The organism is Ruegeria sp. AP7, assembly GCF_056539905.1.
The window spans coordinates 865153-887102 of sequence record NZ_JBQFVT010000001.1 but is presented as its reverse complement, the minus strand read 5'-3'; the positions used below and the strand labels follow the sequence as shown (position 1 = coordinate 887102).

At 55.7% G+C, this 21950-nt stretch carries 24 protein-coding genes; 8 read left to right on the top strand and 16 right to left on the bottom strand.

Annotated features, from left to right (window positions below):
• The first annotated feature begins 1 nt into the window (after nt 1).
• From tatB to ACR0KN_RS04320, 3 genes are all read left to right on the top strand, one after another.
• Nucleotides 2-460: a Sec-independent protein translocase protein TatB gene (gene tatB / locus ACR0KN_RS04330; protein ID WP_170470712.1), complete on the top strand. Its 459-nt coding sequence runs from the start codon at nt 2-4 to the stop codon at nt 458-460.
• Complete coding sequence (tatC, locus tag ACR0KN_RS04325) at nt 457-1380, top strand: twin-arginine translocase subunit TatC (protein WP_170773947.1); 924 nt, start codon at nt 457-459, stop codon at nt 1378-1380. The genes tatB and tatC overlap by 4 nt, the downstream gene beginning before the upstream one ends.
• A gap of 114 nt (nt 1381-1494) precedes the next feature.
• Entirely contained in the window at nt 1495-2337 is an 843-nt protein-coding gene (locus ACR0KN_RS04320) for an ATP-binding protein (RefSeq protein ID WP_480651604.1), read from the top strand.
• Between the two features lie 59 nt (nt 2338-2396).
• On the opposite strand, the gene ACR0KN_RS04315 is transcribed toward ACR0KN_RS04320, so the two are convergent.
• The 5 genes from ACR0KN_RS04315 to ACR0KN_RS04295 form a co-directional block, all read right to left on the bottom strand.
• Complete coding sequence (locus tag ACR0KN_RS04315) at nt 2397-3041, bottom strand: SDR family NAD(P)-dependent oxidoreductase (RefSeq protein ID WP_480651602.1); 645 nt, start codon at nt 3039-3041, stop codon at nt 2397-2399.
• Between the two features lie 42 nt (nt 3042-3083).
• A complete protein-coding gene (locus ACR0KN_RS04310) occupies nt 3084-3332 on the bottom strand; it encodes a hypothetical protein (protein ID WP_029621843.1) in 249 nt (82 codons plus the stop codon).
• Nucleotides 3333-3570: 238 nt separating this feature from the next.
• A complete protein-coding gene (gene purF / locus ACR0KN_RS04305) occupies nt 3571-5091 on the bottom strand; it encodes an amidophosphoribosyltransferase (RefSeq protein WP_480651600.1) in 1521 nt (506 codons plus the stop codon).
• Nucleotides 5092-5107: 16 nt separating this feature from the next.
• Entirely contained in the window at nt 5108-5263 is a 156-nt protein-coding gene (locus ACR0KN_RS04300; RefSeq protein ID WP_010440374.1) for a hypothetical protein, read from the bottom strand.
• Nucleotides 5264-6075: 812 nt separating this feature from the next.
• On the bottom strand, nt 6076-6543 hold the full coding sequence (locus ACR0KN_RS04295; RefSeq protein ID WP_480455185.1) for an Lrp/AsnC family transcriptional regulator: 468 nt from the start codon (nt 6541-6543) through the stop codon (nt 6076-6078).
• A gap of 489 nt (nt 6544-7032) precedes the next feature.
• On the opposite strand from ACR0KN_RS04295, the gene ACR0KN_RS04290 reads away from it, so the two are divergent.
• The 5 genes from ACR0KN_RS04290 (at nt 7033) to ACR0KN_RS04270 (ending at nt 11555) form a co-directional block, all read left to right on the top strand.
• The gene (locus ACR0KN_RS04290) at nt 7033-8124 is read left to right on the top strand and encodes an aromatic ring-hydroxylating oxygenase subunit alpha (RefSeq protein ID WP_480651598.1); all 1092 of its coding nucleotides are present in this window, start codon (nt 7033-7035) and stop codon (nt 8122-8124) included.
• A gap of 19 nt (nt 8125-8143) precedes the next feature.
• On the top strand, nt 8144-8578 hold the full coding sequence (gene gloA, locus ACR0KN_RS04285; protein WP_010440370.1) for a lactoylglutathione lyase: 435 nt from the start codon (nt 8144-8146) through the stop codon (nt 8576-8578).
• A 4-nt stretch (nt 8579-8582) separates the two neighbouring features.
• Nucleotides 8583-8981, top strand: coding sequence for a cupin domain-containing protein (locus ACR0KN_RS04280; protein WP_170470699.1), 399 nt, complete (start codon nt 8583-8585; stop codon nt 8979-8981).
• Nucleotides 8982-9082: 101 nt separating this feature from the next.
• A complete protein-coding gene (locus ACR0KN_RS04275) occupies nt 9083-10522 on the top strand; it encodes a glutamine synthetase family protein (RefSeq protein ID WP_480651595.1) in 1440 nt (479 codons plus the stop codon).
• Nucleotides 10523-10541: 19 nt separating this feature from the next.
• Nucleotides 10542-11555 carry an alpha/beta fold hydrolase gene (locus tag ACR0KN_RS04270; protein ID WP_480651593.1) on the top strand — a complete coding sequence of 338 codons (1014 nt, stop codon included), beginning with the start codon at nt 10542-10544 and terminating at the stop codon, nt 11553-11555.
• A 306-nt stretch (nt 11556-11861) separates the two neighbouring features.
• On the opposite strand, the gene ACR0KN_RS04265 is transcribed toward ACR0KN_RS04270, so the two are convergent.
• The 11 genes from ACR0KN_RS04265 to ACR0KN_RS04215 form a co-directional block, all read right to left on the bottom strand.
• Nucleotides 11862-12443, bottom strand: coding sequence for a CvpA family protein (locus ACR0KN_RS04265; RefSeq protein ID WP_480651591.1), 582 nt, complete (start codon nt 12441-12443; stop codon nt 11862-11864).
• Between the two features lie 40 nt (nt 12444-12483).
• The gene (gene radA, locus ACR0KN_RS04260; RefSeq protein ID WP_480651589.1) at nt 12484-13848 is read right to left on the bottom strand and encodes a DNA repair protein RadA; all 1365 of its coding nucleotides are present in this window, start codon (nt 13846-13848) and stop codon (nt 12484-12486) included.
• A 121-nt stretch (nt 13849-13969) separates the two neighbouring features.
• Nucleotides 13970-14746, bottom strand: coding sequence for a DNA repair protein (locus tag ACR0KN_RS04255; protein WP_480651587.1), 777 nt, complete (start codon nt 14744-14746; stop codon nt 13970-13972).
• 148 nt (nt 14747-14894) lie between these two features.
• Entirely contained in the window at nt 14895-15347 is a 453-nt protein-coding gene (locus ACR0KN_RS04250; RefSeq protein WP_170470694.1) for a paraquat-inducible protein A, read from the bottom strand.
• Nucleotides 15348-15357: 10 nt separating this feature from the next.
• A complete protein-coding gene (locus ACR0KN_RS04245; protein WP_480651585.1) occupies nt 15358-15750 on the bottom strand; it encodes a hypothetical protein in 393 nt (130 codons plus the stop codon).
• Nucleotides 15750-16496 (bottom strand): ABC transporter ATP-binding protein, encoded by a 747-nt coding sequence (locus ACR0KN_RS04240; protein ID WP_480651583.1) that lies wholly within the window; start codon nt 16494-16496, stop codon nt 15750-15752. Before ACR0KN_RS04240 ends, ACR0KN_RS04245 begins: the two co-directional genes overlap by 1 nt.
• A complete protein-coding gene (locus tag ACR0KN_RS04235) occupies nt 16493-17275 on the bottom strand; it encodes an ABC transporter permease (protein ID WP_170470691.1) in 783 nt (260 codons plus the stop codon). Before ACR0KN_RS04235 ends, ACR0KN_RS04240 begins: the two co-directional genes overlap by 4 nt.
• The gene (alr, locus tag ACR0KN_RS04230) at nt 17272-18306 is read right to left on the bottom strand and encodes an alanine racemase (protein WP_480651581.1); all 1035 of its coding nucleotides are present in this window, start codon (nt 18304-18306) and stop codon (nt 17272-17274) included. The genes ACR0KN_RS04235 and alr overlap by 4 nt, the downstream gene beginning before the upstream one ends.
• Before the next feature lie 48 nt (nt 18307-18354).
• Nucleotides 18355-19293: an isopenicillin N synthase family dioxygenase gene (locus tag ACR0KN_RS04225; protein ID WP_480651579.1), complete on the bottom strand. Its 939-nt coding sequence runs from the start codon at nt 19291-19293 to the stop codon at nt 18355-18357.
• Between the two features lie 166 nt (nt 19294-19459).
• The gene (locus ACR0KN_RS04220; RefSeq protein ID WP_170470688.1) at nt 19460-20950 is read right to left on the bottom strand and encodes a replicative DNA helicase; all 1491 of its coding nucleotides are present in this window, start codon (nt 20948-20950) and stop codon (nt 19460-19462) included.
• A gap of 199 nt (nt 20951-21149) precedes the next feature.
• On the bottom strand, nt 21150-21827 hold the full coding sequence (locus tag ACR0KN_RS04215) for an orotate phosphoribosyltransferase (protein ID WP_480651577.1): 678 nt from the start codon (nt 21825-21827) through the stop codon (nt 21150-21152).
• Nucleotides 21828-21950 lie beyond the last annotated feature (123 nt).

Here is a 21950-nt window from a genome sequence, read left to right as displayed (position 1 = left end):
GATGTTTGATCTGGGCTGGACCGAGCTTCTGGTCATCGGCATCGTTGCGCTGATCGTGGTGGGGCCGAAGGACCTGCCAGTGCTGTTTCGCAATGTCGGGCGGTTCGTCGGCAAGGCACGCGGTATGGCGCGTGAGTTCAGCACTGCGATGAACGAAGCGGCGGATGAAGCTGGCGTCAATGATATCAAGAAGGGCCTGAACGCGGCGACTAATCCGGTTAGTACCGCGATGGACGGGATCAACGAGGCCGCGCGTGACGTGGCCAAATCCATTGACCCGACCAAGTTCGACCCTGATAGCGAGACCGGCAAACTGGCTGCTGAACGGGCAGAGCAGGCAAAGAAGATCCAAGCCTCCACGGCCCGTGCGGCCGCTGAACGCAAGGCTAAGGAAGCCGCAGATGCGCTTGCAAAGGCGGAAGAGGCCGAAGCCGCGTTGAAAACTGAAAGCAAGTCATGACTAAAACCGACGAGATCGAGGACAGCTCGGCGCCTCTGATCGAGCATCTAGCCGAGCTTCGTACCCGGCTGATCCGGTCGGTGCTTGCCTTTATCGTGGGGATTGTTCTTGCCTTCATAGTGGCCGAACCGATCCTGCAGTTTTTAGTGCGTCCGATCGAGGCGACCCTGCGAGAGCTTGGTGATCCGTCACCAACACTGCAATACACCTCTCCACAGGAATACTTGTTCACACTGTTTCGGATATCGATGGTCTTCGGGTTTGCACTGGCATTCCCCGTGATCTCATATCAGCTGTGGCGGTTTGTAGCTCCGGGGCTTTACAAGTCCGAGAAGGGGGCTTTCCTACCGTTTCTGATCGCATCACCGTTTATGTTCCTGTTGGGCGCGGCTTTTGCGCAGTTTGTTGTGACACCGTTGGCGATGCAGTTTTTCCTTGGGTTTGCAGATGTCAGTTCGATCTTTGCAAACCTGCTGGCCCCGGCAGCCGATGATGTCCCGGAAGAGATCATTGTTGTCCCCGAAACAACCGAAGGCGTGAAAATCACCTTCTTCGGGAAGGTCAATGAATCTCTGGATATTACGCTAAAGTTTATTCTTGCCTTTGGCCTGTGCTTTCAGTTGCCGGTTCTGCTGACACTGATGGGCAAGGCTGGGCTGGTCTCGGCCGAGGGTCTGGGTGCCGTTCGCAAATACGCGATGGTCGGTATTCTGGTTCTGGCTGCTTTGGTGACACCACCAGATGTGATCACGCAGCTGATCCTGTTCACTGTGGTCTATGGACTATACGAAGTGTCAATCTTCCTTGTCGCCCGCGTCGAGAGAAAGCGCGAAGAACAACTGCGCGCCGACGGCTACTATGACGATGAAGAGGCCGAGGCGGATGCGGAAATGATGCAGGATTACGACGAGACAAAGTAGCCTGTATTCTGATTTCAAAAGGCGCGTCCACATTCGGCGCGCCTTTTTCATGCGCGGGCCTTGTTGTGTAGTTCGGAACATGGTTCAACTCAGCCGGAATACCCGGAGGAGCCGATGGACGATCAAGCCCTGAACCGTATCGCCGACGCGTTGGAACGCATGGCGCCCGCGCCGCTGGACGCACCCGATTTCAACACGGCCCCTGCATTTGTCTGGCATGTGGATCCGGACCGGCTGGTGCCCGTCTCTGAGGTTAACCGCGTCGATCTGGATCTGTTGGTCGGCATCAACCGATCCCGCGATACGCTGCTAGACAACACCCGCCGGTTCGCGGCTGGGTACAAGGCCAACAACGCGCTGCTCTGGGGCGCGCGAGGTATGGGAAAATCCAGCCTTGTCAAGGCAGTGCACGGCACTTTGCAAGCAGATCACCCGGATTTGAAACTTGTCGAACTACAACGGGAAGACATGTCCTCAGTCGCGCGTCTGCTGAACCACCTGAGGTTAGCGCCGCACCGGTTCATTCTGTTTTGCGATGACCTTTCGTTCAGCCACGATGATCAACACTATAAGTCACTCAAAGCTGTTCTGGATGGCGGCATCGAAGGTCGTCCGGAAAACGTGGTGTTCTATGCCACTTCAAATCGCCGCCACCTGATGCCACGCGACATGATCGAAAACGAACGCTCCAGCGCTATTAATCCATCTGAGGCTGTTGAAGAAAAGGTATCCTTGTCGGACCGCTTCGGCCTGTGGTTAGGCTTTCACCCCTGCGATCAGGACGAATATCTCGCCATGATCGACCGCTACTGTGCCGCCCATGGCGTCACGATCGACCAGGAAATCCTGCGCGCCGAGGCCATCGAATGGCAAGCCACGCGAGGGGCTCGATCAGGTCGCGTGGCCTGGCAGTTCTTTGTCGATCTCGCCGGGCGCAACGGTGTCCACATCGCGTAAACCTCCTGCTTCATCTGGCCACAAATATCCCCGCCGGAGGCATGGCCCGTCAGGGCCAATCAAAGCCCGGCCACAATCCGCGCCGCCTCATCCGCGGGACTGGTCAGCGCCTCGCGGTCTTCACCGGGATGGAATCGTGCACGCACCGCTGTAGGCATCGGCGCGGGTTCAAGGATCGTAACCTGTGGACCTGTGCGAGCTGTCTCGGCTGCCCAACTACGGGCCAAAGCCATTTGCGCGGCTTTGGTGGCACCGTAGATGCCATAGAACTTTTCACCTGCCTTGGGATCATCAAAGAACACCGCGTGACCTGCATCACCTAATAGGGGCGACACATAGGGAATTAGAACCGATGTGGCTGTCGCGTTAGTGCTGACCGCTTTGGTCCATTCCTTGGGTTCAACAAAATTTGCTGGTGTCAGGGCCGAGGTATGGACAGCTGTATGCAGCCAAAGGTCAACCTTACCCCAGCGGTCGTGAATGCCACGGCAAAGTGTCGCCATTGCATTGGGATCGGAGATGTCCATCGGGGCCAAAGTGGCCGAGCCACCCTTGGCCTGAATGCGATCGTCCAGCTCTTCCAGCCCGCCTTGGGTGCGGGCGACGGCAACGATGTGATACTCGGGGGAAAGGGCTTCGGCCAGTGCCGCGCCCAGCCCGCGTGAGGCCCCGGTAATCAGGGCGATTTTGGTCTGATCGGTCATAGGTGGGGTTTGAACCCGTGCGCACAAGGCGTCAAGTCTGGATCAACTGCCAGGTATGTCGATCCTGCGGTTCTGGCCGCTTTGTCGCAGCACGACACCTTCCTCGTCAATGGCGATCACCTTGCCCGAGGCGACACGGCTGCCTGGCTTTACTTTCTTTACCCGCCCCGAGGACAGACGAACCAGAGCGCGCAACTCGGACTTAGGGCCAAAAATGCCCAGCACAGAGACCGAGTTTTTCTTTAGCGCACCCGCTTGCGTTGCGGCGCTTTTGACCGTTGAATTTGCCATGATCTGTGGCCGGATCGTGTGCCCGGGCCCTGCATTGTGAGTGGTTTACGGCGATCGGGTATCATGCGGCCGTTCGAACCAAAAGGGTTGCAATCCCATTTCCAATAGGTTGCTAACCCAGGTCGCCCAACCCTTTGCAAACGCATCTCGTTCAACAGAGAGTTGTCGGCGGATTCTGACCTATGAGTGCCACCCCACCTCAGGGAAATGACCTGTCGCTATCATTTGATTCGCCTGATCAGCCCGACGCCAGTTTGGCCGCGTTCCACGAACCGCCAACGACCTGCATATCCTCGCGTTTCTTGCTGACTCGGCTGCTGTTTTCAAGACTGTCCAGATAGTCCTCATCTACCCCGGTGATGTAGTTTCCATCAAAGCACGAACAGTCAAAGGATTCGATCTCGGGATTGCCTTCCTTGGCGGCCCAGATCAGATCGTCGAGATTCTGGTAGAACAGCGCATCCGCACCCAGCTCTTCACGGATTTCTTCGATCTCTTTACCATTGGCAACCAGTTCGGCCTTGGTGGGCATGTCGATTCCGTAGACATTAGGGTATTTTACGGGTGGAGAAGCGCTGGCGATGTACACCTTCTTTGCACCAGCCTCGCGGCACATCTGGACGATCTTCTTGATCGTATTGCCGCGCACGATCGAGTCATCGATCAGCAGCACATTATGTCCGTCGAATTCCAACGGCACGGCGTTCAGCTTACGGCGCACGGATTTTTGGCGCTCGGCCTGACCTGGCATGATAAAGGTTCGGCCTACATAGCGGTTCTTGACCAGCCCCTCACGATAGGGAATGCCGGTAATCTTGGCGGCTTCAAGTGCGACGGGGCGGGCGCTATCTGGCACAGGGATGATCCGGTCGATCTCTAGCCCCGAATCCTGAATCTGCTTGGCGAGTGTTTGGCCCATGCGCATCTGGGTTTTGTAAACCGACACGCCATCCAGCAGCGAATCCGGGCGTGCCAGATAGACATACTCGAAAATGCAGGGCGTCAGCTTGCCTTCGACGGCCTGGAACTCATGCATATTCCCGCCGAGATCGATCAGGATCGCCTCACCGGGTTGCAGATCGCGCAATTTGTCGAAACCATTGATGCCAAACGCTACGTCTTCCGAGGCGAAGGCGAAATCATCACCGTCACCGGGGGCTTCTCGCTTGGCAACCGACAGGGGCCGGATACCATACGGATCGCGGAAGGCGAGCATACCAACACCGGCAACCAGACAGATCACAGAATAAGCACCCTGTACCCGCTCCATGGTCATCTTCACACCTGCAAACAAGTTGCGGATCGGATCGGCATTGCCATTGACCTTGATGGCGTCCGCTACCTTGTCGGCCAACACGTTTAGCAACACTTCGGAATCCGAGGTGGTACGCAGGTGACGGCTGTATTTCGCGGTCACTTTTTCGCGCTGTTCTTCGGTGTTGGTGATATTGCCGTTATGGACAAGGTAAATTCCGTAGGGCGCGTTCACAAAGAAAGGCTGGGCCTCGGAGGCGCTTAGCGATCCTGCAGTGGGGTAGCGGACGTGACCCATGCCGATCTTGCCCAGTAGGGTTTCAGCATCGCTGGCATTAAAGACGTCCTTGACCAGACCATTGGCTTTTTTCTCGCGGAAGAATTCGCCGTTGTAGGTGACGATCCCCGAGGCGTCCTGACCCCGGTGCTGCAGCATCAGCAACCCGTCATAGATTTCCGCAAAGACATCATGTGTCCGGCTTGCGATCCCCAAAATCCCACACATACACGGGCTCCAATTTCTATGACTTGATCTGGCTGGTGTTCAGGTCGGATCGACTGCTACTGCGTATCTGATTGGGTTGTTGCAGCCGGAATGTATGGCATGCATGCACAAGCGCCAAAGCGGCCAATGCAGAATAGAACAAATACAGCAAGATCGGCAGCTCCGATTCCATGTCGGTTCGGCTCCGACATACTGCCAATTGCCGCGCGTGTCACCAAAGGATCACATTCGCGATTTGCCGCAGGCCTGAAATGCGCCGCTCGCGAGTTTAAGATGACAAATGAGCCGACCTGTGCTGTGCTTTAGGTCAGGCGTCTGCTCCAGATGCCCGATAGTTTGGGATGGAAAATAGCCATGTGGCAGCACAAGCAAAACAATCCCAAGGAAAAGCCCGTCAAGCGTCGGTGTCACCGATGCCGAGGATCAGGCCGTGCACCCTGTGAGATTTGCAAAGGATCTGGAACGGTCGTCAAAAGCCGCGACCAGTATGGCAAACCAATCTCAAGCCGCTGCGACGGGTGCTTTGGATTGAAAGCCATTCGCTGCAATATCTGCGGCGGTGAAGGGTTCGTTTGATTTTGGATGAATCTGACACAGAATATGCGAGCGCCGAATTTTAATGCTGAGAATGTTGTAAGGCGCGCTGTTTTTCCGTTTCCGACAGGTTTTTCTAACAAATGAGTCCAACCTAAACGCTGGAATGATCTTTGGGAGATCTGGTGATCCAAGTTCAGCAATTGATATCCGCATTGTTGCGCTTACCGGCTGTTCACTTGCTTTAGTTCGATGACCACTCGCCAACGCGAAACAGTTGCTTGCTGCTGGCTTCGACATTCAAAATGACTTGTTTGGCAAAAATCGAACGCAAAATTCAAAAACCGGCTATTGTCGGGGCCGGCACTATGATCAGCGCTGAGTACCTAGAAAAAGAATTTTGTTGAAGTCCTCTCGCTCTATCACTTTTAGCGATCGACTTCTTCCTAATCACTCCTTTGCACCCTGCTTTAGGAGGAACTGGTTCTTGAAATTCTTCAGCCCCGGCATGACGTCGGCATTCGCAATATCGTTACTCGCGTGGATTTCATGTTCCAGAAAATCTTTTAGTGCGTCGCTATCGTCGCTCACCAACTCGATAATCAGATCATAACGACCTGCGACCCACAGGATGAATACAACACGTGGGTTTCTTTCAAGTCGCTCGGCCACCTGTCTTGGGGTCACGCCGGTCGCCACGTTCAAGCCAATCATCGCGTCAGTCGTGTATTCCGTTGCCACCGGATCCGACATCGCGACAATCCGCAGCATGTTGTTGTCTCGCAGTCCGCTCACCCTGTTGCGAATGGTTCCCTCCGACACATCCAGTTGCTGCGCAATTTCAGAAAATGCCATCCGACCATCCTGCTGTAAAAGCCGGATGATCTGCTGGTTTAAATCATCCTTGGGGGATCGAATGCTCTGGGCGGCACGCGCGTTCGGTTGCTTTTTGACTGACATAGGCCTGATGCTCGATTGCTGTATTCGCAGCCAAGGTTAAGAGAGCGCATCGAAATCCGCAATTAACTCTTGGGATTCCTCTGGAAGGAAGTGCGGAAAACGACATGCTTTGATCTTCTCGCCACAGTTTCCGAAGGCCAGATTGCCGAAATTTCTATTATTTAATGCTGGATTTGTGGATCTGATAGCCAGAGCAACTAAAATATTCGAAATTCGTATTGAAATGCCGCTTTTTGACCAGATCACTTCCGATTCTTACCCGATAATCCAATGTATAAGCGAATATCGAAGGGGAATAGCCCAAGATAATGCGATATTCGTAGAGTGAAAATCTAAGCCCGTCGCGGCAGTACGGAGCCTGAAAATAGGCTATCCGCGAGAAACGGTGAATCCATGCGCATGCCGTTGGATCGGCGGACGCTGGTGTCAGTGTCGAAGGGAGGACAAATGACAATTGCCGAGCGAAAAGCACAGGCTTCTTGCGGGCCTCAGCACGGTCTGACCGCCGACGCATATCGCAGCGAGGAGTTCTGGCAACGGGAATGCCAGACGGTTCTGGCCAAGAACTGGGTGTTTGTTGGATTTGCCCACCAGATGAGTAACCCAGGCGATGCACAACCTATCACCTGTGCTGGTTTGCCACTGCTGGCGGTACGAGGTCGTGATGGCGACATTCAGGTGTATCACAATGTTTGCCTGCACCGCTGCATGACACTGGTCGACAGGCCCAAGAATGTCGGCAAACTGATCCGCTGCCCCTATCATGCCTGGGCCTATGATCTGGATGGCCGCCTGCGGGCCGCTCCACATTTTGCAGGCACCGGCAAGCAAGAGTTCGACGGATTTGACATCAAAGAGCATCGGCTGAAACCCGTACGCACTTATGTCTGGCATGACTGGATTTTCGTCAATCTGGATGGGAGCGCGTCAGAATTCGAAGACTATGCCGCGCCATTGATCAACCAGTTGTCGGGGATGGATTACAGCAAGTTGGAACCCATTGGTCTGCTCGATTTTGGTGAGATCGACACCAACTGGAAGCTGATAATGGAGAACTTTATCGAGCCTTACCACGTCCAGTTTGTACATTCCTCGACCACCGATCAGCCGTTAGAGGATCACTATACCATCATTGATGGCACCTGCATCGGCAGTGCCGTGGACCTTGAGGAAGAATTGGGCACATCTGGCAGCTTGGGTGTGAGCTCGCGCTATCTGACGCTGTATCCTAATTTCATCCTGGGTCGCTATTTCCCGGATCAGCTGGGCGTCTATCTTAACGTGCCCATCGGTCCCGGAAAGATGCGCCAGTACCGAGCGCTTTACACCACTGAAGGCCAAAAGTTGAGCGCTGAGGAAATAGAGGCCCTCAGAAACCTCTGGTGGGACGTCCACAAGGAAGATCACGAGATGGTTGAACGCATGTTTGAGGGCCGCAAATCCCCGGTCGCCGAAGATGGTGGCCTGTTATCGCCTGCCTGGGAAGATAGCGTGCGCGCCTTTCAAGATTTGATCGAGCGTGACGTGGCCGGCGCATAAGTAAGAAGGAACAAGATCAATGAGCAACTCCATATCCAAAGGGTTTCGTCTGGCCCATACGATGATGCGGGTCACAGACATGGAGAAGTCGCTGGATTTCTATTGCGGAATCTTGGGCATGGAGGTGCTGCGGCGCACGGATTATCCCGAAGGGAAATTCACCAACACGTTTATCGGTTATGGGCCCGAGGCCGAGTTTCCCACGCTGGAGCTGACCGCCAATTGGGATCAGGACACGCCTTATGACAAGGGCGACGGTTGGGGTCATATCTGCATTGAAACTCCAGACGTTTACGCCGCCTGCGAGCAACTGGCAGCAGCCGGTGTGAACATCACTCGCCCGCCGGGGCCAATGAAAAATGGTACAAGGGTCATCGCCTTCTGCGAGGATCCTGACGGTTACAAGGTCGAATTGAACGAATCCATACTGAAACACTTGGCGCAGGAAGGCTGACCCAATGGGTGATACACCTCAACTTTTCAAATTCGATCTGGTTCAGAAACGCTACGACACGATGGGCGACAGCGATACCTACATTAAACCGATGGTGACCAGCGAGTTCAGCAAATCCATGTGCGGCGGCATCAACGTTCTGAACAACATCAAGGTGCCGTGGGATCTGACCTGCGACGAGATCATTTATTGCCTCGAGGGGACGTTCCGATTGGTCTGTGAGGGCAAAAGCTATGTCTGCAATCGTGGTGACGTGCTGTTTGTCCCCAAGGACAATCACATTTCCTACGAGGCGGACGGTAAATGCGTGATCTTCTATGCTGCCTACCCACACAACTGGAAACAACTGGCGGGGATCACGCAAGTTCCCGGCATAGACCCTGACGATTTTGTCCCCGGCTGAACATTTTTCCGCCGCGTGACTGAGCAAACGAAACCTAAACCAACACCGAGGTGTCACCTCGGTGAAACAAATCCGATTGTCATTTGATGGGAGGACGCCGAATGCCCAAGGATAATGCCAACGCCCGTATTTATTACGAGACATTTCACGACGCTGTGGAGCGGAATCGCCCACGTATCCCAGAAGTTCAACAACGTTTAGAAGAGGCTGGCGTCAAATATGTGATGGCCGCGTGGATCGACCTGCATGGCATTCCAAAAACCAAGCCCGTCCCGATGAGCGATTTTGAACCGCTATGCCTAGGGAAAGGACCGCAATTTGCGGTGCATTCGATTTCTTACGTGCCCGAACTCAGCCCCGCTGACAGCGATCAGGTGGTGGTGCCGGATCTTGACGCCGTCTACGTCTGTCCGTGGGACACATCGATGGCAATCATCTTCTCCGATCTGTATTGGGAAGACGCGCCTTATAACGTCTGCCCGCGTCAGGCCCTGAAACGCGCCATGCACGAGGCTGCGCTGGAAGGATACACAGGCTATGCCGGTGTTGAGCCCGAGTTCATCGTGATGAAATACGACGATGCTGGCCAACCAGTGAAGGCCTTTGACGACGACCCTGCTATCGGGGTCCGTCCACGCCGTCAGGCCTTTGGCTATGACGTTGAATACTCGATCGACTCGATGGCATTTTTGAAAGACATGATCGACATCATCGAAGGTCTGGGTTGGAACCTGCATGACGTAGTCGCCGAGGGTGCGTATTCACAATTCGAACTGGATTTTCACTATACCAACATGCTGGAGATGTCCGACCGTCTGGCGTTTCTGCGGATCACCTTGAAAGAGGTGGCAAAAAAGCACGGGATGTTCGTGACCTTTATGCCAAAACCAACAGTTGGCGACTGGCGATCGGGTGCGCATATCAACATGTCTATGCAACATGAAAGCCGTCCCGGTGAAAACATCTTTGAAACCCCCGACGGGGAATGGAGCGACGAAAGCCGCTGGGCCGTTGGCGGGTTGATGCAGCACGCCGAAGCGATCACCGCGATCACCTGTCCGACGGTGAATTCCTATAACGGATTGGTGCCCCGTGTGGGTGGGTTTGAGGGTGGCACTGTCACTTGGGCTCCGACCAATATCACCTATGGTTTCAACAATCGCTCGGCCCAATTCCGTCTACCACAGAGCCGCCATTGCATTGAAAATCGCGCCTGCGATATGACCATGAATGTCTATCTGGCAATGGCGATGCATCTGAGTTGCAGTGTTAAGGGGATCAAACACAAGATCGACCCAGGCAAACCAACGGATTTTGATCTCTACTCAAAAACCGAAGCTGAACTTGCTGAACTGGGGATCCGTCGATTGCCTCGCACTCTGTTCAATGCGATCGAGGCTTTACGGGGCGACACCATGGCAGAACATGTGATGGGCCCCGTGATGCGTCAGTCCTATCTAGGATACAAAAATGATGAGTGGGAGCGATACCACCAATCGGTCACCGATTGGGAAGTGCAGGAATACCTTCGGCTCTACTAAAAGCGGGAAGGGCCAGACAATGGCGGATTATCAGATCTACGAGTTGGGTGACCTTCCGCTCTTGTCGGGTGAGTTGCTCAAGGATGCCAAGCTCGCCTATCAGACCTACGGCACATTGTCTGCGGCAGGTGACAATGTCATCGTTCTGCCGACATTTTACACCGGCACAAATACCCGCAACGAAGGCTTCTTTGGTCCGGGTCGCGCGATTGATCCGGCGCGGCATTTCATCGTCAGCCCCAACCTGTTTGGCAATGGTCGTTCGTCATCGCCATCGAATACGCCTACGCCGCAGGACGGGCCGCGGTTCCCGCTGGTACAGATGTGGGACAACATTGCTGCCCAGCACAGGTTGGTCCACGAACATCTGGGGATCGAAAAAATCGCCCTTGTCGCGGGTTGGTCTATGGCGGGCTGTCAGTCCTACCAGTGGGCAGCGCAATACCCGGACATGGTTCAGGCGATTCTGCCATTCTGTGCCTCAGCCAAAACCTCACCACACAATTTCGTCTTCCTCGAAGGGGTTAAGGCCGCCCTTTGCGCGGATCAAAATTGGAATGGTGGCAACTATGCTAGCCCACCCGAAGCAGGGCTGAAGGCCTTTGGGCGAGTTTACGCAGGCTGGGCTTTCTCTCAGACCTTTTATCGCGAGGGACTTTATCGGCAGATGGGTTTTGAAACTATCGAGGAGTTGTTGCAGGATTGGGAGCGTGATCATGTGCAGGGCTGGGATGCCAACGACCTGTTGGCAAAGCTTGCAACTTGGCAGGCAGGCGATATCTCTGCCGGACCGCTTTACAATGGGGATTACAAACTGGCACTGGGTGCCATCAAAGCTCGTGCCATCCTGATGCCTTGCACGCAGGATTTATACTTTCCACCAGAAGACAATGAAATTGAAGCCAGCTTCATGCCCAACGCCATCTTCCGCCCGTATCATTCGCCCTGGGGCCATTGCGCTGCAAACCCAGGAAGTGACAAGGGCTTCACGACGCAGCTAGATGCCAATATTTGTGAACTTCTTGAAAGGTAGCACTTGTTGAAAAACCACGGGGCAGTAGAAATTCACTAATCACCCGTTTTTTCCTTCGAATGAAGGGCAAAACAACCGCAACCAAAACGCAATCTGCTGGCTTTGAACTGTTTGGCTTATTTCTTCAACGTTCAAAAGTCCGCTTTATTACGTGCAGCAGTCGCTAATACCAACCGTTACACTGGTCCAATTGAGCTTACAGCTACACTGCGCACTTGTCGTAGACCAGCTAGCATGGTCTGTGACAAGAGCCGGAACGGGGTGGATTAATCACCTCGTTCCTTATTACAGGCCTAAAGGGCGTGATCAGCCGTCGGAAGCGTCCGTCGAACTATCTGCAGTGCAGCTTGCGACCAGCTCCTCGTACTGAGCGGTGACCCAGCCCAGCGCGGCTTCGGGGTTTTGTTCTTCGATCTTGCCGCTGAACTGTTCAAAGACTTTTGCCGAGCGGCTTTCGTCGACCATCGTGTAAGACTGGCCGGTCATTACGGTGTCGTAGACAAAAAAGGCAATCGCAACCAGCAGGATGCCGCGTGCGATGCCGAAGAAGAACCCAAGTGCCTGATCCAGACCACCGATCGCCGAACGCTGCACCAGAGAAGAGAACAGCGGTGTAAAGATACTGACCACGATCAAGGCAACAGCAAAAACGGCGGCAAAGCCGGTGATAACCGAAAGCTCACAACTGTCGCGCAGGAATTCTCCGACAACGGGCACTTCTTTGACCAGTGGCACGGCCTGCGGCGCGAAGATGAAGGCCAGGACGGCAGCGGCAACCCAGCCAGCTATGGCGAGAACCTCGCGCATGAAACCACGCGAATAGGCCAACAAGCCCGACAGCACGATGATCAGGGCCACAACCCCGTCAATTATTGTAAAACCTTCCATGGCCCTCGCCTGTTCGTTTTCTGCCTCTCAAGGCGCAACTTTAACCTGCTCCGAACGTTTCGCCAACAAACCCCACCAAATCAGAGGGTCGAGTGAGTGTCAGACCTGCCACACTGCCAGTTTTGCCACCCGCCGGAGCAATTGCCGCTGTGAAACCAAGTTTTTGCGCTTCTTTCAACCTGTTTTCTGTCTGAGGGGTCGGTCTAAGTGCCCCAGATAGCGAGATTTCTCCGAAAACGACGGTATCGGCGGGCAGGGCAGTATCTTCACGGGCACTTAGCAGCGCAGCTGCCACGGCGAGGTCTGCGGCAGGTTCGCTGACTTTTAGCCCTCCGGCGACGTTTAGATAGACATCGAGCCCAGCAAAGGGGATGCCACAACGCGCTTCCAGGACGGCGAGGATCATTGCCAGACGACCACTGTCCCATCCTACCACCGTGCGGCGGGGCTGCGAATGAGGCGAGGGAGCGACCAGCGCTTGCAACTCGACCAGCACGGGGCGGGTACCTTCGATGCCTGCGAAGACCGCTGACCCGGGGCTCGGTGTGCCGCGTTCGGAAAGGAAGAGGGCCGAGGGGTTGGTGACCTGCGCCAAGCCCTTGCCGGTCATCTCAAAAACGCCAATCTCATCTGCAGGGCCAAAGCGGTTCTTTACCGCGCGCAGAATACGAAATTGATGGCCGCGTTCGCCTTCGAAATAGAGCACTGTGTCGACCATATGTTCGACCACACGCGGACCTGCGATCTGACCTTCTTTGGTGACATGGCCGACCATGATGATCGAAACGCCGTGGCGTTTGGCAAAAGTGGTTAGTTCATGCGCGGCGGCACGAACCTGCGAAACTGAGCCTGGTGCGCTGTCTACATTGTCTGCCCACATGGTCTGGATCGAGTCGATGATGGCGAGACCGGGTTTTTCGGCCTCTAGCGTAGTGAGGATATCCCGCAAATTGGTTTCGGCTGCCAGTTGAACGGGAGATTCTTCCAAACCCAACCGACGTGCACGCATCCTGACCTGCGCGCTGGCCTCTTCACCTGAGACATAGATTGTTTTGATACCATTGCGCGCGAAGCGCGCGGCAGCCTGCAGCAGGAGGGTTGATTTGCCGATGCCAGGATCGCCCCCCACCAATAGGGCCGAGGCGGGGACGAGGCCGCCACCGAGGACACGATCGAGTTCTTCAACTCCACACAAGGTGCGGGGCGGGGGTGTCTCCTCGGTCGAAAGATCGGAGAGCGTGATCGACTGGCCACGCTTGCCGCCCAGCGATTTCTTGGCCGGTCCAGCGGAGAGGGGCGCTTCCTGAATGATAGTGTTCCATTCGCCGCAGCCATCGCAGCGGCCGGACCATCTTGTATGTGAGGCACCGCAGGCGGAGCAGGTGAAGGATTGTGTCTTTGCCATATCGCCCTTCGTGCCCGAGGAAGGGCGGTTCTTCAAGCCCTCGCGGGCTTTCCTCACCGCCGATAGCGTGCCGCGTCCTCAGGCCCTGCGGACCATCGTTCGCGACAGGCGCTGATCGCGCCTATTCCGCAGCCCGCGGCGGGGTCATGGCAACCACGCTGGCGGGGGATTTATCGTCGTTGGGCGATTGCAGTTGTGCCGAGAGTTCGGGCAGCAGGTCGAACAACTCGTCCCTTAGCCGCGCCAGTTGGGATTTGGCGATGGATTCTTCGATCTCGATATCTCGGGTCCATTGGCGCAGTTCGTGTTGGATAATCTGGGCCTCTTCTATGCGATGCTGAAACTGCTCGATCTCTTCCTGCCTTTGCTGCAAGAAGGTTCGGGCGCGCGAGACTTTTGCCTCGGAATAGGTATCTGCAAGCTCCTGGCTGATCTGGCTCATCTGAGCGGCCAGTTCCAAAACCTGCGGTTCAAGCGACTGCAGATCGGGGTGATCGCGCAGAAAGGCCATACGCTCTTTCACAGCGTCGAATTCAGAAGACAGTGCAAAGGCGCCGCTGCGGTCGGCGGCATGGGCGACCTGATAGGCCTTGGCCACGTCCTGCATGTTCATCGTGAACTTACGATGGGTGTTTTCAAGCGCCATCATGCGCGCGTTTGATGGCAGATAGAAGACCAGCATCAGGATCAGAGCGGTCAATCCGGCCTGAACATATAGACCTGCGTCAATCGTTGCACCGGTGCTGAGACCGGCCTGCAACGAGAGCCAGGGGAGGATGCCAAACGCGGATAAAATGGTGGTCGTCACCGCGAACAATGCTGCGGCGCAGATCAGGAAAAAGGTTAGTCTTAATAATGCATTCTGAAATTGTAATGTTATTGTGTGGAGGGCGGCCATGATCGTCGTTCTCCTTCTTCAACCGGTACAAAAACCGGGCCGAAGCGGAAGGTTAAACAGACGTAAAGTGATCCGCTACGGACCCGAAAACTACAAAATTTACTGCTCGAAATATAAAGATGATACTCAGAAATCTGTTTTCAATCAATTAGGTCTGAGGTTTTCGTGATCCGGATGTCATCTCTGTAATGTGGCCCAAGGCAAGCGAAGCGAGAATGCAGCCGGTGAACAGGTAGAGACCCCACGCGGTTTCGATGGTCGCGTAGGAGATGCCCTTGGCCAGTGTGATGTAAAGCGCGATGAGGAAGATATCAGCCATCGCCAATTTGCCCAGGATGTTGAGCGCGGGTTGGACCCGTGGGTCCAACATATCCCATTGGACAAGCGCAGTGCCGATGGTTTTGATGTAGGGCGCGAAGAGGGCGAAGACGGTGACGACCAGCGCGAGGAAGATGTCGGATTTCCACAAGGACTGGAGGCCGGTGATGACGCTGATCTCGCTGAGGCCGAAGATCGGCAGGAGGCCTGCGCGCATCAGCGGGGCGAACCATGCGATGGGGTAGAGGATCAGGAGGGAGAGGGTGGCGAGGCGGAGGGTCATATCCGATACGCTAGTTGATCATGTTTCGGACGGAAACCATCCAACCCACAATGAACAGCAAGGTGATGCCGCCAATAAGGCCATATGACATTCTTTTGTCTGCGACAGGGATAAGTAGTTTCCGATTCAGCAGAAGTCCTGAAATGACATACCCAACGGACAAAGGAACACCCGAGAGCGGTTCTTCAATGTTCAGCGTTTTTACCAATAGAATCGACGCGAGCATTCCCGGAAAGGCACCCTGCAAAGCGGAGATTATGACAGGAACGAAAATGACTTCAGTTCGCAGCGAGCGCGGGACTCCCGACTTCTCGCCTATGAAATGAATGGTAAACCAAGCTAGCACAACCGAAATGAAGTAGAGAAACGGAAGCTGTTCAATGAGCAGTTTCACGAATTCCACTACCGCACCGCCTCGATCGGCCCCTCTGCACTCCCGCTGATGAACTGCTCGACATAAGGATCACCTGAGGCGTCCATCTGGCTGACCGGGCCGGTCCATTGGATCAGGCCTCCGTGCAACATGGCCACGTTGTCGGCAATCGCGCGGACCGAGCTCATGTCGTGGGTGATGGTCATCGCGGTGGCGCCCATCTCGGTCACGATTTCGCGGATCAGGTCGTTGATGACGCCGGACATTATGGGGTCGAGGCCGGTGGTGGGCTCATCGAAAAAGATGATCTCGGGCTCGGCAGCGATGGCGCGGGCGAGGCCGACGCGTTTTTGCATGCCGCCCGACAGTTCTGCCGGAAACCGATCGGCCACGTTGGATTTCAGGCCCACACGGCGCAGTTTCTCGATGGCGATTTCGCGGGCTTCCTCTACCGGACGCTTCAGCGAACCACGCAGCAGGCGGAAGGCGACGTTTTGCCAGACGGGTAGCGAGTCAAACAATGCGGCACCCTGAAACAGCATCCCGAAACGGGCCAGAAACGCGTCGCGGTCGCCTTTGGTGGCGTCCTTGCCGTCGACATAGATCATGCCACTGTCGGGCTTGATCAGGCCGAGGATACATTTCAGCGCCACGGATTTGCCGGTACCCGAACCACCGATGATGACCATCGAGGTGCCTTTGGGAATCTCAAGGTTCATGCCTTGTAAGACGTGGTTGTCGTCAAAGGCTTTATGTACGTTCTCCATCCGGATCATAGCGAGAAGAACACCCCTGTGAGGACAAAATTGGCGGCGAGGATAAGGACGGCGGCGGCCTCGACCGAGCCTTTGGTGGCGCGGCCCACGCCCTGCGCGCCGCGGCCCGAGGACATGCCGTAGTAGCAGCCCATGATGGCGGCGATCACGCCGAAGGCCGCGCCTTTGACCAGCGACGAGACAATGTCGCGTAGTTCAAGGAAATCGACAGTGTTTTTCAGATAGGCCGCCGGGTTGAAGCCCAGATTTTGCGTGGCGACAGTGTAACCGCCTGCAATGCCGATGATATCTCCGACCCCGACCAGCGCTGGAACCGTGATCAGGGCGGCCAGCACGCGCGGGGCGGTGAGGTATTTCATCGGGTGGGTGGAGAGCGTGACCAAAGCATCAATCTGCTCGGTCACTTTCATCGTCGCAATCTCGGCGGCGATCGAAGACGTCACGCGGGCGGCGATCATCAGGCCGACCAGCACCGGTCCAAGCTCTCGCACCATGCCAATGGCGACGATCTGGGGCACCACAGCTTCGGCATTGAAACGCGCGCCACCGGCGTAGATCTGCAGCGCGAGTGCGCCGCCAGTGAAGATGGCGGTCAGACCGACCACGGGCAGGGACAGCCAGCCGATATTCAGCAAGGCGATGCCGAACTCGCGTGGATAAAACGGCGGTCGGAAAATATGCGAAACCGCGTCGAGCGCGAACAGCGCGACGCGGCCAAACGCGGCCAGCATGTTCAGTATGGCGCGTCCCAGCTCACCCAGCAATGAGATGGGGCTCATTCCACGTAGCCTCGGGAATAGCGGCTGCCGAGTGAAGTCAGTATCTCATAACCGATGGTTCCGGCGGCTTCGGCCAGATCATCGACGGTTTGGTGCCCGTTCAGGATACGCAGGCGTTCAGGAGTGTATGGCAAGTCGGTAACATCCACGGTGATCAAGTCCATCGAGATACGTCCTACCACCGGGCAGGGCTGATCACCAGCGAATGCGTCAATGCCGCCGCCAATGGCACGATGTAGCCCATCGGCATAACCTGCTGCCACGGTTGCGATCTTGGACGGGCGGCGCGCGGTCCAACTGTTTCCGTAGCCTACGGTTTCGCCGACGGAGACATCGCGCACCTGGATGATGGGCAGATCGACGGTCACAACCGGTTTGGCCCCGGCAAAGGGCAGCCCGCCATACAAGCCGATCCCCGGACGACAGAAATCAAAGTGAAATTCGGGTCCCATCAATGTGCCACCGGTGGCTGCAAGCGAACGCGGTGCATCCACCCCATCAGTCATTTGTTTGAAAGTCCGCAACTGCTGCTGATTCATCGGATGTTCCGGTTCATCCCCGCAAGCCAGATGAGACATAACCACTAGCGGATTCAGCGCAAGGGCCTCATGGCGCAGTTCTGCCCAATCAGCAGGCTCAAGCCCCAGACGGTTCATTCCACTGTCAAGTTGAATGCCAAAGCGGTGGTCGGGCAAGGCCTCTCGATGGCGTTTGAACTGTTCGGGGGAGTTGAGCAGAGGTGTCAGAGCATGATTGCGCAACAGATCAGCGTCGCCCTCCATATGGCCTGAAAAGACCGCGACAAGTGGCCCGGGGCCAACCGCCTCACGTACGACCGCACCTTCTTCGGCGACAGCGACAAAAAACTTGCGCACCCCTTCTTCGGCCAAAGCCCAAGCGACAGGTTCGGCACCCAATCCGTAGGCGTCGGCCTTTACGACAGCCCCGGTTTCGACGTTGGTATTTGCGTCGAGCGCACGCCAGTTATGTGTCAGTGCGTGCAGATTAATCGTAAGATGTGCGGTACTCATAAAAGCTGTTCATGCCATTGTGCGGCCGACGTCAAGGGGGGGATTGATCTAATTTTTGCCTGGTTTGTGCGCCTCATAAGCTGCTTCTAGCTCAGAACGCAGGAAATTTCCGAATATCAGGGGGTTGTACCTGGGATGACCAGTGCCAGGTAGAGGTTGAACGATTGTATTCACATGCGGATCAAAGAAGAAGGGAACGCTGTATCGTTCACGCCCTGAGCGATTGATAACGCGGTGAGGTGTTGACATGAGCTGACCGTTGCTCATGCGGTGCAACATGTCGCCCACATTCACGACAAACGCATCCGGGTTTGTCGGAACATCGACCCAGTTTCCCGCTGGTGTCTGAACCTGCAATCCGCCGACCTGATCCTGGGCCAGCAAGGTCAGACATCCGAAATCCGTATGCGGCGCAGAACCGAACAGGTCGTCCGGACTGGCCTTGGGCTGCGGTGGATAGTGCAGAAGGCGCAACCAGATAGTAGGCTCGTCAAAGGCCGATAGGATCGAGAAATCAGTGGCCCCGTACGCCAGAAGTGCAATCCTCGTAAGTCGGCGGCCCAATCCGGACATGACCTCGACATAGGTCTCAAGTGTTTCACGGAACTGCTGCAATTCTGGCCAGCGATTGGGGCCAGAGAGATAGATATTCGGGTCAACGGATGCGTCCTCGCGCATCATCATGAAACTGGCGGATTGATTTGGTTTGGTGACATCAGCGAGGGAGGAGTTCACATCAGTCGACGTATTGATGGCAATATAGCCGCGATGGGTTGTATCGACCGCGATTGCTTGTTTTTTGGCCAATGGCAATGCGTGAAATTGCCTGGAGGCTTCGAAGACAGTTTGAATCAGGGCCTGATCGATACCGTGATCAACAATATATCCAAAGCCGGTTGTTCCGTAGGCAGCGCAGAAATCGTCGGCGATTTCCTCGTCAGATCGTTCACCCAGTCGCACGACCGGGATTTCTGTGAATTCTGTCATTTCTCTCTCGCTTTGTTGGGATGGTTTCAGGGATTAAGCGTGCCCCCGATCTATCCCACAAAGCGTTTGCGCCGATGTCCGTAGTGGCGTGCGAGTATGACGCGACGTGGCAAAGGTTGAAGAGAATACCGCATGGCAGGTTTAGTTCATTGAGATTTGATAAACGTCAATATCCATCGATCTGACCTTCCTGTTGCCAGGGTTTGACCAGATTTCCGAAGCGGGTGAACTGGGCTTCAAACGAAAGCTCTACCGTGCCTATGGGGCCGTGGCGTTGCTTGCCGACGATGACTTCGGCTTTGCCATGCAGGCGCTCCATAGCTTGCTTCCACTCTTCCATCTTTTCCAACTCGTGATCGCCGGGTTTCTCGCGTTCTTTGTAGTATTCCTCGCGGAATACGAACATGACCACGTCAGCGTCCTGTTCGATCGATCCTGATTCACGAAGGTCTGACAGTTGTGGGCGCTTGTCGTCGCGGTTTTCCACCTGACGGCTCAGCTGTGACAGGGCAATGACCGGGATGTTCAGTTCCTTGGCGATGGCCTTCATGCCCATCGAAATCTCGGCAATCTCGTTGACCCGGTTCTCAGCCATGCCCCGGCAGAGTTGCAGATAGTCGATGACCAGCAAATCCAACCCATGCGTACGCTTCAACCTCCGCGCACGCGCTGCAAGCTGAGAGATCGGGAGGGCGGGGGTGTCGTCAATGAACAGCGGGCAGGCTTCTAATTCCTTGGCCGCATCCACAAAGCGACGGAACTCGGATTCTGTCATGTCGCCTTGGCGGATCTTGTGCGAAGAAATCTCCGAGGCTTCGGCCAGTACACGTCCCGCGAGTTGCTCGGCGCTCATCTCCAGCGAGAAGAACCCGACGACACCGCCGTCAACTGCGCCTTCGCTGCCATCGGGTTTCTGCCCGCGCTTGTAAGCCTTGGCCACGTTGAACGCGACGTTGGTCGCCAATGAGGTTTTACCCATCGACGGACGCCCGGCCAGAATAATCAGGTCGGATGGGTGCAACCCGCCTAATTGCTTGTCGAGATCGGCCAGACCGGTGGAAATCCCCGCCATGCCGCCACCGCGCTGGTACGCCTCGTTGGTGACGTTGACGGCTTCTGTGACCGCCTTAAGGAAGGATTGAAAACCTTGTTCGGTCTGGCCCTGCTCGGATAACTGATAGAGCTGTTGTTCGGCCTCGACGATTTGTTCCTTGGGTTCACTGGCCACATCAACCCGCGCTGCCTTGTCCGAAATGTCCCGGCCCAGGCGGATTAATTCGCGTCGGATGGCAAGGTCATAGATCATCTGGGCGTAGTCATGCACCGCAAAGGCACTGATTGAAGCGCCAGCCAGTTTCACCAGATAGGCCGGACCACCCAGTTCTTTCAGACCCTCATCTTCCGCCATGAAAGATTTTAGCGTCACGGGCGAGGCTAACGCGTTCTTGGCGATGCGTGTCGAGGCGACCTCATAAATGCGCGCATGAACCGGATCATAGAAATGCTCAGCCCCAATAATCGATGCGACGCGATCATACAGATCGTTGTTCGTCAGAATCGCACCCAGAAGCTGCTGCTCGGCCTCGATGGAGTGCGGCATTGTTTCCGGATTCTGAATCTGTGCGGCTGCCTGCTCGATACTGCTGATCTCGTTCATTGCTGCTCTCTATGCCCCTTGGGCATGTTCCATAGCCGAGCCCCGTGAGTCGGGGCAAATTGTATGTTTTTGGGGATAGGCTGTGCATATCTCCAGACCCCATCATATTGAAGGATGATGAGGTTGTTCGTCAACATATTGTGCGATTGGATCGCATTGCGCGATCATTGTTTCCAAGGCGCGCACAGATGCCGTTGTGTTAGCTTTTGTGGGTTTCCTGCCATGCACGTGGGTCGTTGAGGAAGGCCTCGACCCCGTCCAGCGTCTCATTGTCGAACGCTTTCTGCGCCTTAGCCTCTGCCAGCACATCCCACCAGGTGCAAAGGCTGTGCAGCTTTACGCCATGATCGCCCAGTGTCTTCTCGGTTTCGGGGAAAATGCCATAGTAGAAGATTACTGCCGTATGGCCGCAGGTCGCACCCGTCTCACGGATCGCATCGACAAAGGACAGTTTCGAGCCGCCATCGGTGGTCAGATCCTCAACCAGCAAAACACGTTCGCCCTCGGTCATCGCGCCCTCGATACGGGCATTGCGGCCATAGCCTTTGGGTTTCTTACGCACATAGGTCATTGGCAGGGCCATGCGCTCGGCAACCATGGCCGCGAACGGGATGCCTGCAGTCTCGCCGCCAGCGATGTTGTCGAATGCCTCAAAACCGGCCTCACGCATCACTGTGACAGTCAGGAAGTCCATCAGGGTTGAGCGGATGCGCGGGTAGGAGATTAGCTTGCGGCAGTCGATATAGGTCGGGCTGGGCAGGCCGGATGCCAGCGTGAAGGGTTCGCGCGAGTTGAAATGAACCGCCTTGATCTCCAGCAGCATCCGCGCAGTCAGGCGGGCGATTTCGGTGCTGTCGGGGAATGAACTGGGGATCATGGCGCAAACCTCTGGGCTGGAAGGGTGTCGCTGGCTGATAGCCCGACCTCTGGCCCAGAGTCGAGGGGGCTGACCAAAAGAAAAGCGGACCCCCAAGAGGTCCGCTTTGCCCTTACGGGCGGC

Coding starts and splice junctions, on each gene's coding strand:
- tatB (WP_170470712.1), top strand. CDS start 2: ATGTTTGATCTGGGCTGGACCGAGCTTCTGGTCATCGGCATCGTTGCG.
- tatC (WP_170773947.1), top strand. CDS start 457: ATGACTAAAACCGACGAGATCGAGGACAGCTCGGCGCCTCTGATCGAG.
- ACR0KN_RS04320 (WP_480651604.1), top strand. CDS start 1,495: ATGGACGATCAAGCCCTGAACCGTATCGCCGACGCGTTGGAACGCATG.
- ACR0KN_RS04315 (WP_480651602.1), bottom strand. CDS start 3,041: ATGACCGATCAGACCAAAATCGCCCTGATTACCGGGGCCTCACGCGGG.
- ACR0KN_RS04310 (WP_029621843.1), bottom strand. CDS start 3,332: ATGGCAAATTCAACGGTCAAAAGCGCCGCAACGCAAGCGGGTGCGCTA.
- purF (WP_480651600.1), bottom strand. CDS start 5,091: ATGTGTGGGATTTTGGGGATCGCAAGCCGGACACATGATGTCTTTGCG.
- ACR0KN_RS04300 (WP_010440374.1), bottom strand. CDS start 5,263: ATGGAATCGGAGCTGCCGATCTTGCTGTATTTGTTCTATTCTGCATTG.
- ACR0KN_RS04290 (WP_480651598.1), top strand. CDS start 7,033: ATGACAATTGCCGAGCGAAAAGCACAGGCTTCTTGCGGGCCTCAGCAC.
- gloA (WP_010440370.1), top strand. CDS start 8,144: ATGAGCAACTCCATATCCAAAGGGTTTCGTCTGGCCCATACGATGATG.
- ACR0KN_RS04280 (WP_170470699.1), top strand. CDS start 8,583: ATGGGTGATACACCTCAACTTTTCAAATTCGATCTGGTTCAGAAACGC.
- ACR0KN_RS04275 (WP_480651595.1), top strand. CDS start 9,083: ATGCCCAAGGATAATGCCAACGCCCGTATTTATTACGAGACATTTCAC.
- ACR0KN_RS04270 (WP_480651593.1), top strand. CDS start 10,542: ATGGCGGATTATCAGATCTACGAGTTGGGTGACCTTCCGCTCTTGTCG.
- ACR0KN_RS04265 (WP_480651591.1), bottom strand. CDS start 12,443: ATGGAAGGTTTTACAATAATTGACGGGGTTGTGGCCCTGATCATCGTG.
- radA (WP_480651589.1), bottom strand. CDS start 13,848: ATGGCAAAGACACAATCCTTCACCTGCTCCGCCTGCGGTGCCTCACAT.
- ACR0KN_RS04255 (WP_480651587.1), bottom strand. CDS start 14,746: ATGGCCGCCCTCCACACAATAACATTACAATTTCAGAATGCATTATTA.
- ACR0KN_RS04250 (WP_170470694.1), bottom strand. CDS start 15,347: ATGACCCTCCGCCTCGCCACCCTCTCCCTCCTGATCCTCTACCCCATC.
- ACR0KN_RS04240 (WP_480651583.1), bottom strand. CDS start 16,496: ATGATCCGGATGGAGAACGTACATAAAGCCTTTGACGACAACCACGTC.
- ACR0KN_RS04235 (WP_170470691.1), bottom strand. CDS start 17,275: ATGAGCCCCATCTCATTGCTGGGTGAGCTGGGACGCGCCATACTGAAC.
- alr (WP_480651581.1), bottom strand. CDS start 18,306: ATGAGTACCGCACATCTTACGATTAATCTGCACGCACTGACACATAAC.
- ACR0KN_RS04225 (WP_480651579.1), bottom strand. CDS start 19,293: ATGACAGAATTCACAGAAATCCCGGTCGTGCGACTGGGTGAACGATCT.
- ACR0KN_RS04220 (WP_170470688.1), bottom strand. CDS start 20,950: ATGAACGAGATCAGCAGTATCGAGCAGGCAGCCGCACAGATTCAGAAT.
- ACR0KN_RS04215 (WP_480651577.1), bottom strand. CDS start 21,827: ATGATCCCCAGTTCATTCCCCGACAGCACCGAAATCGCCCGCCTGACT.